Annotated in this window: 12 protein-coding genes; all 12 read left to right on the top strand. The window is 66.0% G+C overall.

What is annotated here, in order from left to right; translation table 11 throughout:
* Positions 1-48: 48 nt before the first annotated feature.
* The 12 genes from AC1RGE_RS27870 to urtD all read left to right on the top strand — a co-directional run bounded on the left by AC1RGE_RS27870 (position 49) and on the right by urtD (position 14,766).
* Positions 49-459 carry a DUF2946 domain-containing protein gene (locus tag AC1RGE_RS27870; RefSeq protein WP_065364904.1) on the top strand — a complete coding sequence of 137 codons (411 nt, stop codon included), beginning with the start codon at positions 49-51 and terminating at the stop codon, positions 457-459.
* An 88-nt stretch (positions 460-547) separates the two neighbouring features.
* A complete protein-coding gene (locus AC1RGE_RS27865; protein WP_103290422.1) occupies positions 548-2,680 on the top strand; it encodes a TonB-dependent copper receptor in 2,133 nt (710 codons plus the stop codon).
* 99 nt (positions 2,681-2,779) lie between these two features.
* The gene (locus AC1RGE_RS27860) at positions 2,780-4,162 is read left to right on the top strand and encodes a PepSY-associated TM helix domain-containing protein (RefSeq protein ID WP_492585390.1); all 1,383 of its coding nucleotides are present in this window, start codon (positions 2,780-2,782) and stop codon (positions 4,160-4,162) included.
* A 155-nt stretch (positions 4,163-4,317) separates the two neighbouring features.
* Positions 4,318-6,447: a TonB-dependent receptor gene (locus AC1RGE_RS27855; RefSeq protein WP_492585388.1), complete on the top strand. Its 2,130-nt coding sequence runs from the start codon at positions 4,318-4,320 to the stop codon at positions 6,445-6,447.
* A gap of 41 nt (positions 6,448-6,488) precedes the next feature.
* Positions 6,489-7,277, top strand: a complete 789-nt coding sequence (locus AC1RGE_RS27850) for an ABC transporter ATP-binding protein (RefSeq protein WP_011059013.1) — start codon at positions 6,489-6,491, stop codon at positions 7,275-7,277.
* Positions 7,274-8,233: an ABC transporter substrate-binding protein gene (locus tag AC1RGE_RS27845; RefSeq protein WP_015633976.1), complete on the top strand. Its 960-nt coding sequence runs from the start codon at positions 7,274-7,276 to the stop codon at positions 8,231-8,233. Before AC1RGE_RS27850 ends, AC1RGE_RS27845 begins: the two co-directional genes overlap by 4 nt.
* Positions 8,230-9,240, top strand: a complete 1,011-nt coding sequence (locus AC1RGE_RS27840; RefSeq protein ID WP_015633975.1) for a FecCD family ABC transporter permease — start codon at positions 8,230-8,232, stop codon at positions 9,238-9,240. Before AC1RGE_RS27845 ends, AC1RGE_RS27840 begins: the two co-directional genes overlap by 4 nt.
* A gap of 149 nt (positions 9,241-9,389) precedes the next feature.
* On the top strand, positions 9,390-9,689 hold the full coding sequence (locus AC1RGE_RS27835; RefSeq protein WP_492585386.1) for a 7(1) septoil knot domain-containing protein: 300 nt from the start codon (positions 9,390-9,392) through the stop codon (positions 9,687-9,689).
* Between the two features lie 225 nt (positions 9,690-9,914).
* The gene (gene urtA, locus AC1RGE_RS27830) at positions 9,915-11,180 is read left to right on the top strand and encodes an urea ABC transporter substrate-binding protein (protein ID WP_346634607.1); all 1,266 of its coding nucleotides are present in this window, start codon (positions 9,915-9,917) and stop codon (positions 11,178-11,180) included.
* Between the two features lie 147 nt (positions 11,181-11,327).
* The gene (urtB, locus tag AC1RGE_RS27825) at positions 11,328-12,830 is read left to right on the top strand and encodes an urea ABC transporter permease subunit UrtB (protein ID WP_011059008.1); all 1,503 of its coding nucleotides are present in this window, start codon (positions 11,328-11,330) and stop codon (positions 12,828-12,830) included.
* On the top strand, positions 12,830-13,909 hold the full coding sequence (gene urtC / locus AC1RGE_RS27820; RefSeq protein WP_210457656.1) for an urea ABC transporter permease subunit UrtC: 1,080 nt from the start codon (positions 12,830-12,832) through the stop codon (positions 13,907-13,909). Before urtB ends, urtC begins: the two co-directional genes overlap by 1 nt.
* On the top strand, positions 13,906-14,766 hold the full coding sequence (gene urtD / locus AC1RGE_RS27815) for an urea ABC transporter ATP-binding protein UrtD (protein ID WP_492585384.1): 861 nt from the start codon (positions 13,906-13,908) through the stop codon (positions 14,764-14,766). The genes urtC and urtD overlap by 4 nt, the downstream gene beginning before the upstream one ends.
* The last annotated feature ends 67 nt before the right edge of the window (positions 14,767-14,833 follow it).

Below are 14,833 nucleotides of genomic sequence, written 5' to 3'. Positions count from 1 at the left end.
CCGGCCCTCTCCGTGAACGCCCCGCACGCGCCTGGCCGCAGGCGGTCCGTGCCGCGCCGCGACTCGTCTGGAGTCCGCCGCGGCAGCTGGATCAGCCTGTTCGCCATGCTGATGATCTTTATCGGCCCGCTGATTTCCCAGTCGATGCCGATGGATCACGCGATGCCGATGAACATGTCCGTTTCCATGGACATGGGCGACGCTGCGCCCGGCTGCCACGGTGAAAGCCCGCACCACGCACAGAAGGGCAGATCCCAGGGCGAAGAGCATGTGCTCTGGGAAAAGTGCGGCTATTGCAGCCTGCTGTTCAATTGCCCGGCACTGCCTTCGGCGCTGTCGTTCGCCGCTCTGTTCACGCCGCCCACACCGTATTTCCTGATCCCCGCCACGCGCCTGGGCCACGCCCGGCAGACCGTGTTCCCCGGCGCCCTGACCCGCGCCCCACCGTTCCTCGCCTGAGTCTTCAGCTCATCTCACACGGCCGGCTGTCAGCGCGACAGACGCGTACCTGCGGCCGTGTCATTCAAGACCGAACGATGGAACATCTATGTTTTATGCCGACTCTCGCCTGGGCGTTGCCCAGCCACTCAAGACCTTCGCCCTGAACCCTGCGCGCCAGCACTTCAACCGCGCCCTCGCGGTCCTCTGCGGCGCTCTGCTGACGCCCCTGGCGCTGGCCGACGATGCCGCAACGGGCCACTCCCGGCACAGCACCGAACTGAGCCCGACGGTGATCACCGCCATCGCCCCCAGCTCGCCCCTGACCGTGGTCACCAACCCCAAGGACCCGCGCCAGCCGGTGCCGGCCAGTGACGGCGGCGACTACCTCAAGACCATTCCCGGCTTTGCCCTGGTACGCAACGGCGGCACCAACGGCGACCCGGTGCTGCGAGGCATGTTCGGCTCGCGGCTGAACATCCTCACCAACGGCGGCATGATGCTCGGCGCCTGCCCGGGCCGCATGGACGCGCCGACCTCTTATATCTCTCCGGAAACCTACGACCGGCTGACCGTGATCAAGGGCCCGCAGACCGTGCTCTGGGGCCCGGGCGCCTCGGCCGGCACGGTGCTTTTCGAGCGCGAACCGGAACATTTCGGCGAACTCGGCACCCGGGTCAATGCCAGCCTGCTGGCCGGCTCCAACGGGCGCTTCGACAAGACCCTGGATGCCGCTGCCGGTGGCCCCCTGGGTTATGTGCGGGTGATCGGCAACACCGCCCACGCCGACGACTACCGCGACGGCAACAATGACACCGTGGCCTCGCGCTACGACAAGTGGAACGGTGACGTGGCCCTGGGCTGGACCCCGGACGCCGACACCCTGCTGGAACTCACCGCCGGCAAGGGCGATGGCGAAGCCCGCTACGCCGGGCGCGGCATGGACGGCTCGCAATTCAAGCGCGAAAGCCTGGGCCTGCGTTTCGAGAAGTCCAACCTTGGCGAGGTGCTGGACAAGGTCGAGGCCCAGGTCTACTACAACTACGCCGACCACGTGATGGACAACTACAGCCTGCGCACCCCATCCGGCACCGGAATGATGGCCGGCCCCATGGCCTCCAACGTCGACCGTCGCACCCTCGGGGCGCGGATCAAGGCTACCTGGCGCTGGGCCGACCTGCAGTTGATCGGCGGCCTGGACGCCCAGACCAACGAACACCGCAACCGCGCCAGCAGCGGCATCGATACCTACAAGGAGCTGCCTCGCACCAAGGACGCCGACTTCCACAACTACGGAGCCTTCGGCGAGCTGACCTGGTACGCCGCCGAGCGTGACCGCATGATCACCGGCGCGCGCCTGGACCGCGCCTCGGCCAAGGACTACCGGCAAAGCATCGGCTCGGGAATGATGACCCGCCCCAACCCCACCGCCGGCGACACCCGGGCCGATACCCTGCCCAGCGGCTTCGTGCGCTACGAGCATGACCTGGCCGACAGCCCGACCACGCTCTACGTCGGCCTTGGCCACACCCAGCGCTTCCCCGACTACTGGGAGCTGTTCTCGCCGAAAATGGGCCCGGCCGGCTCGGTGAACGCCTTCGATTCGATCAAGCCGGAAAAGACCACCCAGCTCGACTTCGGCCTGCAATACCAGGGTGAAGACCTGGAAGCCTGGGCCTCGGGCTACATCGGCCAGGTGCGCGACTACATCCTCTTCGACTACAACTCGAAAATGATGGGCATGAGCACCTCTCGGGCCGAGAACATCGACGCCCGGATCATGGGCGGCGAACTGGGCGCGGCCTACAAGCTGACCTCCAACTGGAAAGCCGACGCGACCCTGGCCTACGCCTGGGGCAAGAACAGCAGCGACGGCAAGGCCCTGCCACAGATGCCGCCGCTGGACGCGCGCCTGGGCCTGACCTACAGCGAGGACGACTGGAGCGCCGGGGCCTTGTGGCGCGTGGTCGCAGCGCAAAACCGGGTGGACCTGAACAAGGGCAACGTGGTCGGCAAGGACTTCGGCAAGAGCGGCGGCTTCGGCGTGTTCTCCCTCAACGGCGCCTACCGGGTGACCAAGAACCTCAAGCTCAGCACCGGGGTCGACAACCTGTTCGGCAAGGCCTACGCCGAGCACCTGAACCTGGCGGGCAATGCCGGCTTCGGCTACCCGGCGACGGACCCGCAAGCCATCAAGGAACCGGGGCGCACGCTCTGGACCAAGGTTGACCTGAGTTTCTGATGCCCCTTCGCCGGCACGCCGTCTCCTTGTCGCAGGAGCCGGCTTGCCGGCGAACAGCCCCCATAAGAAAAGATCCACAGCCCTGCGGAGCCTTCCCCGATGAACCGACCCAAAGTGTCTTTCTACAACCTGGCCTGGCGCTGGCATTTCTACGCCGGGCTGTTCGTCGCCCCCTTCATGGTGATGCTGGCCCTGACCGGCATCGTCTACCTGTTCAAACCGCAGCTGGACCCGCTGATGTACCCCAGCCTGCTCAAGGTGCCTGCCGCCCACCACAGCCTCAGCGCCGATGAGCTGTTGCAACGGGTTCAGGCCGCCTACCCCCAGGGCCATATCAAGCAGTACCTGCCCCCTGTGGATGCCGAGCGCAGCGCGCAGTTCGTGGTGCAGCACAAAGGCCAGGAACTCAATGTATTCATCGACCCCTACCACGGCGACGTGCTCGGCGAGCAGGATGCCAAGGGCAACCTGCAGGCCATGGCCCGGGCCATTCATGGCGAGCTGATGATCGGCACCCCGGGTGACCGGCTGGTGGAACTGGCCGCGAGCTGGGGCATTGTCCTGGTGGTCTCGGGCCTGTACCTGTGGTGGCCGCGGGGCAAGTCTTCGGCCGGGCTACTCTGGCCACGCTGGAGTGCCCACGGCCGCCTGTTCTGGCGTGACCTGCACGGTGTGCTGGGTTTCTGGGGCTCGGCCTTCCTGCTGCTGATGCTGCTCAGCGGCATGACCTGGACCGGCTTCTGGGGCAAGCAGTACGCCGACCTGTGGAACCGCTTTCCGGCGGCCATGTGGAACGACGTGCCGACCTCCGACCAGCAGGCTGGAGAGCTCAACAGCGCCAGCCGCCAGACCGTGCCCTGGGCCCTGAAAAACACCCCCATGCCGATGTCCGGCGACCACGCCGAGCACATGGCCCACAACGCCGGCAATACCGCTGCGGCCGTCCCCGCCATCAGCCTGCAGGCGGTGCAGGACATCGCCCGTCAGCGCCAGGTCGAAGCGGGCTACAGCATCACCCTGCCGAGCACGGCGACAGGGGTATTCACCATCGCCGTATTCGCCGACGACCCGCGCCACGACGCCACCCTGCACGTCGACCAGTACAGCGGCCAGGTGCTCGCCGATGTGCGCTGGAAGGACTACAGCAACGTGGCCCGGGCCACCGAGCTGGGAGTGATGCTGCACGAAGGCAAGATGTTCGGGCGCTTCAACCAGATCCTGGTGCTGGTGGTGTGCCTGATGATCCTGCTCGGCGCCGTGAGTGGTCTCATCATGTGGTGGCAACGACGGCCCCAGGGCCGGCTCGGCGTACCACCACTGCGCCACGACCTGCCACGCTGGAAGACCGCAATGCTGGTCATCGGCCTGCTGGCCCTGGCCTTCCCGCTGGTGGGGGCTTCGCTGGTCGTGGTCTGGCTGCTGGACCGCCTGCTGCTATCGCGCTGGAACCGTGATCCTGAATCAGCCTCATCTTCAACATGAATCAGCCGAGATGCGCATTCCAGAGGGCTCTGTACACTCCGCGCGCTTCAGTCGCGCACAGATATAATGTTACTTTATAACGCTTGGTGTAACATCCCCGCCCGCAGCCTCATCCGCTGCGGGCAACCCTCTGGAAGAAGTGATTCACCGTCCCGATGAACAAGTACCTGCTGCCCAGCCTCTGCCTGATGGCCCTGACTTCCCCGGCCCAGGCCGACGGCTCCGCCCTGACCCTGCCCACCGGCACCATCTCCGCCGCCGCCAGCGAAGCCGACGACAGCATCAGCCTGGCCACCCCCACCAGCGCCGGTTCGCGCCTGGGCCTGAGCGCCCTGGAAACCCCGGCCAGCACCGACAGCCTGAGCGGCGATCGAATCCGCGCCCGGGGCGATCGGAGCATCCAGGACGCGGTATCGCGCAGCGCCGGCATCAGCCGCACCGGCACCCCGGGCGACGGCGGCACCTCGCTGTCGGCACGGGGCTTTACCGGGCAGAGCTCGGTGATGCAGTTGTATGACGGCAACCGCATGTACACCGGCATGGGCACCGTGACCTTCCCGGTGGACACCTGGGCGGTGGAGCGGGTCGACGTGCTGCGCGGCCCGGCCTCGGTGCTGTACGGCGAAGGCGCCACCGGAGCGGTGATCAACACCGTCCCGAAAAAGCCGTTCAGCGGCGAAATCGAAAACCACCTGCGACTGGGCTACGGCTCCTTCGATCGCCAGCAGCAGGCCCTGGACAGCGGCGGCTCCCTGAGCGACACCCTGAGCTACCGGCTCAACCTCAACCGCGAACGCAGCAACGGCTGGATCGACCGGGGCGATTCCTCCGGCGACTTCGTCAGCGCTGCCCTGCGCTGGCAGGCCCGTGACGACCTGGCCTTCACCCTGGCCCACGACTACGGCGACCAGAACCCGATGAACTACTTCGGCACGCCGCTGATCGACGGGCGTTTGCACAAGAGCCTGCGGGACAAGAACTACAACGTGCGCAATGACAAGCAGCACTACAACGACCAGTGGACCCGCCTGACCAGCCAATGGCAGATTTCCGACAACCTCAGTGCCAGCAACGAGCTGTACTACCTCAAGGCCCAGCGCCGCTGGCAGAACGCCGAGAACTACAACTACGATCCGGCCAATCGGCAACTGACCCGCAGCGGCAACTTCGGCATCGGTCACCAGCAGGAACAGGTCGGCGACCGCCAGACCTTCACCTTCAAGCACTCGCTGCTGGGCCTCGACAGCCAGACCCTGACCGGGGTCGACTACAACCGCATCCGCTTCCACATGAAGAGCAACTCGCCCTTCATCGACAGCTTCAGCAACGGTCAGCCGGTGGACCTGTACCACCCGGCCCCGGGCGACTTCGCCAGCGACAGCCCCTACCGCGACCAGTTCAAGACCACCACCAGGCAGATGTCGGTGTTCGCCGAAAACCGCCTGCAGCTCAGCGAGCGCTGGTCCCTGGTGAGCGGTGTGCGCCGCGACTACGTGCATATTGATCGCGATGACTTGAAGGACGACAGCCGAAGCGACAAGACCCTGACCGGTAACAACTGGAAGGCCGGGCTGGTGTTTGCGGTGACCCCGGACACCTCCCTCTATGGCCAGTACTCCACCAGCACCGACGGTGTCGGCGGGCTGATTTCCCTGAGCAAGAGCCAGCAGCAATTCGACCTCTCCAGCGCCAGGCAGACCGAGATCGGCCTCAAGCAGATGTTCTGGGACCAGCGCGGCGAATGGACCCTGGCGGCCTATCACATCGTCAAGAAGAAGCTGCTGACCGATGTCCCGGGCGACCCGGACCTGAAACAGCAGGTGGGCCAGCAATCCTCCAACGGCCTGGAAGCCAGCCTGGACCTGCAACTGCCCCGCGCCTGGCAACTGCAGGCCAACGCCGCCATCGTTCGCGCCCGGTACGACGACTTCCAGCAGGACGTCGACGGCGTGCAGGTCTCCCGCGACGGCAAGCGCCCGGTGGACGTGCCCCGGCGCACCGCCAACCTGTGGCTGAGCAAGGCCCTCGACGATGACCTGCGGGCCGGCGCCGGAGTGCGCTACGTAGACGCACGCTACGCCGACATGGCCAACCGGAATCAGTTGCCCGGCTACACCGTGGTGGATGCCGCGCTGTCATGGAAAGCCTTGCCCAGCACCACCCTGGGCCTGCAATTGAACAACCTGTTTGACCGCCAGTACGCGCAAAGCCAATACAATGACGGCCAGCAATGGATACTCGGCGAGCCGCGCTCGTTCTTCGTCACCGCTGACTACACCTTTTAACCTCACCTGCGGCCACCGCGCGGGGACCACACGGATACGGCATGACCTCGCTGAACCTCACCAACCTGGCCTGGACACCCTTGGGCCAGGGCCACTGCCACCACCAGTTCCAACTGCGTGAGGCCAGCCTGCAGGTGGCGGCCGGCGAGTTCGTCGGCCTGATCGGGCCCAACGGCAGCGGCAAGACCAGCCTGTTGCGCTGCGCCTATCGCTTTAGCAAGCCGCAGCAGGGCGAGGTGCAGCTTGAGCATCAGAATGTGTGGAAGCAGTCGCCGCGCTGGTGCGCGCAACGCATCGCCGTGGTCCTCCAGGAGTTTCCCGACGCCTTCGGCCTGACCGTGCAGGAGGTGGTCGCCATGGGCCGCACCCCGCACAAGGGCCTGTTCGACGGCGACACCCAGGACGACCGGCGCATCGCCCGCGAGGCCCTGGAATCGGTGGGCCTGCTGGGCTTCGAGGACCACGCCTTCGCCACCCTGTCCGGCGGTGAGAAACAGCGGGTGATCCTGGCCCGCGCCCTGGCCCAGCAACCCCAGTTGCTGATCCTCGACGAGCCCACCAACCACCTCGACCCGCGCTACCAGCTGGAGTTGCTGCAGCGGGTCAAGCGCCTGGGCATCGGTACCCTGGCGAGCATCCACGACCTGAACCTGGCCGCAGCCTTCTGCGACCGCCTGTATGTCCTCGACCATGGGCGCATCGTCGCCAGCGGCACGCCCGGCGAGGTGCTCACCGTCGAGTTGCTGCGCAACGTCTTCGGCGTCGAGGCGCTGATCGACGCCCATCCCCTGTCCGGCTACCCACGAATCACCTGGATCACCCAACCATGACCTTGCGCTCCCTGCTTCGCTCCAGCCTGCTCCTGGCCCTGTCTCTGGGGGCCGCCCAGGCCTTCGCCGAGGCCACCCATTACCCGCTGACCATCACCAGCTGCAACCGCGAAGTGACCTTCAAGCAAGCGCCGAAACACGCCCTCAGCCATGACATCAACATGACCCAGATGATGCTCGCCCTGGGGCTCAAGCCACGCATGGTGGGCTACAGCGGGATCAGCGGCTGGAAGGCCGTGACCCCGCAGATGAGCGCCCTGCTCGACGGCCTGCCGGAACTGGCGGCCAAGTACCCGTCGGTGGAAACCCTGCTCAATGCCAACGTCGACTTCTTTTTCGCCGGCTGGGACTACGGCATGCGCGTGGGCGGCGACCTCACGCCCCAGACCCTGGCGCCGCTGGGGATCAACGTCTACGAGCTGACCGAGTCCTGCGCCTTCGTGATGAAGCGCCCGGCCGCCAGCCTCGAGGACACCTACACCGACCTGCGTAACCTCGGGCGGATCTTCGACGTGCAGGATCGCGCCAACGCCCTGATCGCCCGGATGCAGGAGCAGGTGGCCCAGGTACAGAAGGACCTGCCCAGGGACAAGCCGCGGGTATTCCTCTATGACAGCGGCGAAGACCGGGCCATGACCTCGGGCCGCCTGGGCATGCCCCAGGCCCTGATCGACGCGGCCGGCGGGCGCAATATCCTCGATGACGTCGACGCCAGCTGGACCCGGGTCAACTGGGAAACCGTGGTCGAGCGCAACCCGCAGGTGATCGTGATCGTCGACTACAGCGAAGTCAGCGCCGAGCAGAAGCAGCAGTTCCTGCTGAACAACAAGGCCCTGCAAGGAGTCGATGCGATCAAGAACCAGCGCTTCATCGTCATCCCCTATGTGCAGGCCACGCCGGGCATCGACAACGTGCTGGCGGTGGAAACCCTGGCCAAGGGTTTCCACGGCGAATGACCAGTCCCCGCTATGCCGCACTGTTGATGGCCCTGGGCGCCCTGCTGCTGGCGTCCTGCGTGGTGTCCCTGGGCTTTGGCCCGGCGCGGGTGCCGGTGGAGGTGGTGGGGCGCATTCTGTTGCACAAGGCCCTGGGCCTGGGCGTTGTGGACTGGAGCCCGGGCCAGGAGCACATCGTCTGGCTGATCCGCGTGCCGCGCATGCTCCTCGGCGCGCTGGTCGGTGCCGGGCTGGCACTGATCGGCGCGGTGCTGCAGGCGGTGACCCGCAACCCGCTGGCCGACCCGCACCTGCTGGGGGTGACCTCCGGCGCCACCCTCGGCGCGGTGATCGTGGTGCTGCACCTGGGCCAGGTCATCGGGCTTTTGACCCTGCCCCTGGCGGCCTTTGTCGGCGCCCTGCTGAGCATGGCGCTGGTGCTGGGGATCGCCGCCCGCAACGGCCGCCTCGACAGCGACCGGCTGTTGCTGTGCGGGGTGGCGGTGTCGTTCGTGATGATGGCCGCGGCCAACCTGCTGCTGTTCATGGGCGACCACCGCGCCAGCTCCGCAGTGATGTTCTGGATGCTCGGCGGCCTGGGCCTGGCGCGCTGGGAACTGCTGGCGATCCCCGCCGCCAGCGTGCTGCTGGGGCTGGTGTTGCTGCTGGGCATGGCGCGCCCGCTGAACGCCCTGATGGCCGGCGAGCAGACCGCCGTGACCCTGGGGCTGAACGCGCGCAATGTGCGCCTGAAGGTGTTCCTGATTGCCTCGCTGATGACCGGAGTGCTGGTGTCCATCAGCGGCTCCATCGGTTTTGTCGGGCTGATGGTGCCGCACATTGCCCGGCGCCTGGTGGGCGCCGAACACCGCCGGCTGCTGCCGGTGTGCGTACTGCTGGGTAGCCTGTTCCTGGTCTGGGTGGATGTGGCTGCGCGCACCCTGATCGCCCCCGAGGACCTGCCCATCGGCGTGGCCACCGCGGCCATCGGCGGGGTGTTCTTCATCGGCCTGATGCGTCGCCGCTGACTGTGCCCGCCTCTGTAGGAGCCGGCTTGCCGGCGAAGGCGCTCGTGAGCCTTGTGCAAGGTTCGAAGGCCTCTTCGCTGGCAAGCCAGCTCCTACAATCGTCGCCCTTGCTTTAAGATCGCGCGCTTGGATCTCTCAGGATGAGTCTCATGTTCAGAACCGCGCTCCTGGCCTTGCTGCTCGGCACAGCCCTTGGCGCCCAGGCCGGCACCTCGGTCGACGTCTCGAAAATCTACGGCAACATCCAATTCGTCAACAGCTTCCCCGACTACAAGGTCAAGGTGGTGAACTCCTTTCCCGATCTGAAGGTGAAGCAGGTCAGCTCCTTTGCCGACGCGCCGGGCAAGTGGAAGATCGTCAACAGTTTCCCCGACTACAAGATCCAGATCGTCGACTCCTTTCCCGACTTCACCATCAAATATGTCGATTCCTTCCCGGGCGTGAACTGAAGCCACCCCCAGGCCACGGCTGCCGCCCAGCGCCAGCACCACAATGACGCACCCCGGCGCACCAGCCCCTTGCCCAAGCCTCGTCTTGGGGCATCACCTCCCCCGCCCGCGCCGTTAAAGCGACGTTTTCATGCCTTGCGCCGACTCGGCACACCCCTTGCAAAACAGCCCTTCAGCAGTCCGCATCTACCACCTGAAAAATCAAGAGTTCATGGAGATCGCACAATGAAGCGTCGTAGTTTGCTCAAGGCTTTCACTCTCTCGGCAAGCATTGCCGCGATGGGCATGACCTGGACCGTCCAGGCCGCCGAAACCATCAAGGTGGGGATCCTGCACTCGCTGTCGGGCACCATGGCGATCTCCGAAACGTCCCTCAAGGACATGGCGCTGATGACCATCGACGAAATCAACGCCAAGGGCGGGGTCAACGGCAAGCTGCTGGAGCCGGTGGTGGTGGACCCGGCCTCGAACTGGCCGCTGTTCGCCGAGAAGGGCCGCCAGTTGCTGACCCAGGACAAGGTGGCGGTGGTATTCGGCTGCTGGACCTCGGTGTCGCGCAAGTCGGTGCTGCCGGTGTTCGAAGAGCTCAACGGCCTGCTGTTCTACCCGGTGCAGTACGAAGGCGAAGAGATGTCGCCCAACGTCTTCTACACCGGCGCTGCGCCAAACCAGCAAGCGATCCCGGCGGTGGAATACCTGATGAGCGAGGACGGCGGCAGCGCCAAGCGCTTCTTCCTCCTGGGCACCGACTACGTCTACCCGCGCACCACCAACAAGATCCTGCGCTCGTTCCTGCACTCCAAGGGCGTGGCGGACAAGGACATCGAAGAGGTCTACACCCCTTTCGGTCATGCCGACTATCAAACCATCGTCGCCAACATCAAGAAGTTCTCCGCCGGCGGCAAGACCGCAGTGATCTCCACGGTCAACGGCGATTCCAACGTGCCCTTCTACAAGGAACTGGCCAACCAGGGCCTGAAGGCCACCGACGTGCCGGTGGTGGCGTTCTCCGTGGGCGAGGAAGAATTGCGCGGCATCGACACCAAGCCACTGGTGGGCAACCTGGCGGCCTGGAACTACTTCGAGTCCGTGGATAACCCGGTGAACCAGAAGTTCGTCGCCGCCTGGAAAGCCTACGCCAAGGCCAAGAACCTGCCGGGGGCGGACAAGGCCGTGACCAACGACCCGATGGAAGCCACCTACGTCGGTATCCACATGTGGGCCCAGGCAGTGGAGAAAGCCAAGTCCACCGATGTCGACAAGGTTCGTGAGGCGCTGGCCGGGCAGACCTTCGCCGCCCCTTCGGGCTACACCCTGACCATGGACAAGACCAACCACCACCTGCACAAGCCGGTGATGATCGGCGAGATCCAGCCCGACGGTCAGTTCAACGTGGTCTGGCAGACCGAAGGCCCGATCCGTGCCCAGCCCTGGAGCCCGTTCATCCCGGGCAACGACAAGAAGCCGGACTACGCGGTCAAGAGCAACTGATCCGAACCTGACGCCTTCCCCGTAGGAGCGAGCTTGCTCGCGACGAGGTCCGCAGGACCTCCAACGAAAACCGCCCGGCTGGCCGCTGCGCGGATCGCGAGCGAGCTCGCTCCTACAGGTTATCCGGGCGCTTTCAAGGACACCGATATGCCCACTGCCCTCTACCGTTTGATCCTCGCCGGCCTGCTGTTACTGCCATGGACGGCCCAGGCCGGGGATGCCGAAGACTTCGTCGCCGGCAACTCCGGCGAGCAGGCCCGGCTCCTGGAAACCTGGGCCGCGCAGCCCGACCCGGCGCGCCTGGAACTGCTCAACGCCCTGCAGCAGGGCCAGTTGAACATCGCCGGCGAAAGCAGAACCCTGCGCCTGAACAACCGCCTGCGGGGCCTGATCGACAGCGCCCTGGCCAGCCACCAGTTGCTCGCCAGCGACGCCAACAGCCGTCTGGCCGCCGCCCGCCAACTGCAGAAAAGCGCCAAGCCGGCGCAACTGAAATTCCTCGATGCCCGACTGGCCGCCGAGCAAGCCCCGGACGTGCACGATGCCCTGAGCCTGGCCCTGGCCAACCTGCAACTGGTGGACAGCGACCCGGCGGTGCGCCTGGCCGCCGTGCGCCTGCTGGGGGAAACCGGCGACCCGCTGGCCCGCACCCGCCTCGAAGGCCTGCTCGAACCCGGGGTCGAAGCCGATGCCGCGGTGCGCACCGCTGCCGAAACCAGCCTGGCCCAGGTCAAGCGCAAGCTGCTGGTGGGCGAAGTGCTGGGCCAGGCCTTCAGCGGCCTGTCCCTGGGCTCAATCCTGCTGCTGGCGGCCCTGGGGCTGGCCATCACCTTCGGCCTGCTGGGGGTGATCAACATGGCCCACGGCGAGATGCTGATGCTCGGCGCCTACGCCACCTATGTGGTGCAGTTGCTGTTCCAGCGCTACGCCCCGCAAGCCATCGAGTACTACCCACTGCTGGCGCTGCCGGTGGCGTTTTTCGTCACCGCCGGTATCGGCATGGCCCTGGAGCGCACGGTGATCCGCCACCTCTACGGCCGGCCCCTGGAAACCCTGCTGGCCACCTGGGGCATCAGCCTGATGCTGATCCAGCTGGTGCGCCTGCTGTTCGGCGCGCAGAACGTCGAAGTGGCGAACCCGGCCTGGCTGTCCGGCGGCATCCAGGTGCTGCCCAACCTGGTACTGCCCTACAACCGCATCGTGATCATCGCCTTCGCGCTGTTTGTCGTGGTGCTCACCTGGCTGCTGCTGAACAAGACCCGCCTGGGCCTGAACGTGCGTGCGGTGACCCAGAACCGCAACATGGCCGCCTGCTGCGGCGTGCCCACCGGGCGCGTGGACATGCTCGCCTTCGGCCTCGGCTCGGGCATTGCGGGCCTGGGCGGCGTGGCCCTGAGCCAGATCGGCAACGTCGGCCCGGACCTGGGCCAGAGCTACATCATCGACTCGTTCCTGGTGGTGGTACTCGGCGGGGTCGGGCAACTGGCCGGCAGCGTGCTGGCGGCCTTCGGCCTGGGGGTGGCGAACAAGATCCTCGAACCGCAGATCGGCGCCGTGCTCGGCAAGATCCTGATCCTTGCGCTGATCATTCTGTTTATCCAGAAACGCCCGCAGGGACTCTTCGCACTGAAAGGACGGGTGATCGACTGATGAATCAACCACTGCTCATTACCGCCAGCCAGAAAGCCGGGCCCAGGGTCACGATCACCGTCGGGGCGTTGCTGCTCCTGGTGCTGCTGGCCCTGCCGCTGCTGTCGCTGCTACCGGCGGACAACCCGCTGCAGGTCTCGGCCTACACCCTGACCCTGGTGGGCAAGATCCTCTGCTACGCCATCGTCGCCCTGGCCCTGGACCTGGTCTGGGGCTACGCCGGGCTGCTGTCCCTGGGCCACGGCCTGTTCTTCGCCCTGGGCGGCTACGCCATGGGCATGTACCTGATGCGCCAGGCCGCCGGGGATGGCCTGCCGGCCTTCATGACCTTCCTTTCCTGGAGCGAACTGCCCTGGTACTGGGCCGGCACCGAGCATTTCCTCTGGGCCTTGTGCCTGGTGGTGCTGGCCCCGGGGCTGCTGGCCCTGGTGTTCGGCTTCTTCGCCTTCCGCTCGCGGATCAAGGGCGTGTACTTCTCGATCATGACCCAGGCCCTGACCTTCGCTGGGATGCTGCTGTTCTTTCGCAACGAGACCGGCTTTGGCGGCAACAACGGCTTTACCAACTTCCGCAGCATCCTGGGCTTCGGCATCACCGAACCGGGCACTCGGGCGGTGCTGTTCCTGGCCACGGTGGCGCTGCTGGTGGGCAGCCTGTACCTGGGCTGGCGCCTGGCCCGGAGCAAGTTCGGCCGGGTGCTGACGGCCCTGCGCGACGCCGAAAACCGCCTGATGTTCTGCGGCTACGACCCGCGCGGCTTCAAGCTTTTCGTCTGGGTCCTGAGCGCCGTGCTGTGCGGCCTGGCCGGGGCCCTGTACGTGCCCCAGGTGGGCATCATCAACCCCAGCGAAATGTCCCCCACCAACTCCATCGAGGCCGCCGTGTGGGTCGCCCTGGGCGGGCGCGGCACGCTGATCGGCCCGCTGCTGGGGGCCGGTGTGGTCAACGGCATGAAGAGCTGGTTCACCGTGGCCTTTCCCGAATACTGGCTGTTCTTCCTCGGTGCGCTGTTCATCGTCGTGACCCTGTACCTGCCCAAGGGCGTGATCGGCCTGCTGAACAAACGAGGTGAACAATGAGAGTCACAGCAACGGCGGACTTCATGCTCGAACCCATTCTCGACACCAACAAGGACGCCGGCACCAGCCGCGACGCCATCGGCCTTGGCCACGCCGCCGGCAAGGGCCTCAACACCCGCCACGGCACCATCCTGACCCTGGAGGACATCAGCGTCAGCTTCGATGGTTTCAAGGCCCTCAACAACCTCAACCTGTACATCGGTGTCGGCGAGTTGCGCTGCATCATCGGCCCCAACGGCGCCGGCAAGACCACCCTGATGGACGTGATCACCGGCAAGACCCGCCCCTCCCGGGGCAAGGCCTGGTTCGGCGAAACCCTGGACCTGACCCAGATGAGCGAAGTGCAGATCGCCCAGGCCGGGATCGGCCGCAAGTTCCAGAAACCCACGGTGTTCGAGGCCCTGAGCGTGTTCGAGAACCTGGAGCTGGCGCAGAAGACCGACAAGTCGGTGTGGGCCAGCCTCGGGGCACGCTTGAGCACAGAACAGCAGGACCGCATCGCCCAGGTGCTGGAGACCATTCGCCTGAGCCCTTCGGCTCAACGCCAGGCGGGCCTGCTGTCCCACGGCCAGAAGCAGTTTCTGGAGATCGGCATGCTGCTGATGCAGGACCCGCAACTGCTGTTGCTGGACGAACCGGTGGCGGGCATGACCGACGCCGAGACCGAATTTACCGCCGAGCTGTTCAAGACCCTGGCGGGCAAGCACTCGCTGATGGTGGTGGAACACGACATGGGCTTTGTCGGCTCGATTGCCGACCACGTCACCGTGCTGCACCAGGGCAGCGTGCTGGCTGAAGGCTCCCTGGAACAGGTGCAGGAAAACGAACGGGTGATCGAGGTTTACCTCGGCCGTTAGCGCAACCGCCGTTCGCCGGCAAGCCGGCTCCTACCCCTCCCGCAGGAGCTGGCTGGCCAGCGAAGAC

The organism is Pseudomonas sp. GW823-FHT02C05, from assembly GCF_058797595.1.
This window is presented reverse-complemented; position numbering and strand designations above follow the sequence as displayed.

Coding starts and splice junctions, on each gene's coding strand:
- AC1RGE_RS27845 (WP_015633976.1), top strand. CDS start 7,274: ATGACCTTGCGCTCCCTGCTTCGCTCCAGCCTGCTCCTGGCCCTGTCT.
- urtC (WP_210457656.1), top strand. CDS start 12,830: ATGAATCAACCACTGCTCATTACCGCCAGCCAGAAAGCCGGGCCCAGG.
- urtB (WP_011059008.1), top strand. CDS start 11,328: ATGCCCACTGCCCTCTACCGTTTGATCCTCGCCGGCCTGCTGTTACTG.
- AC1RGE_RS27865 (WP_103290422.1), top strand. CDS start 548: ATGTTTTATGCCGACTCTCGCCTGGGCGTTGCCCAGCCACTCAAGACC.
- AC1RGE_RS27835 (WP_492585386.1), top strand. CDS start 9,390: ATGTTCAGAACCGCGCTCCTGGCCTTGCTGCTCGGCACAGCCCTTGGC.
- urtA (WP_346634607.1), top strand. CDS start 9,915: ATGAAGCGTCGTAGTTTGCTCAAGGCTTTCACTCTCTCGGCAAGCATT.
- AC1RGE_RS27840 (WP_015633975.1), top strand. CDS start 8,230: ATGACCAGTCCCCGCTATGCCGCACTGTTGATGGCCCTGGGCGCCCTG.
- urtD (WP_492585384.1), top strand. CDS start 13,906: ATGAGAGTCACAGCAACGGCGGACTTCATGCTCGAACCCATTCTCGAC.
- AC1RGE_RS27850 (WP_011059013.1), top strand. CDS start 6,489: ATGACCTCGCTGAACCTCACCAACCTGGCCTGGACACCCTTGGGCCAG.
- AC1RGE_RS27860 (WP_492585390.1), top strand. CDS start 2,780: ATGAACCGACCCAAAGTGTCTTTCTACAACCTGGCCTGGCGCTGGCAT.
- AC1RGE_RS27855 (WP_492585388.1), top strand. CDS start 4,318: ATGAACAAGTACCTGCTGCCCAGCCTCTGCCTGATGGCCCTGACTTCC.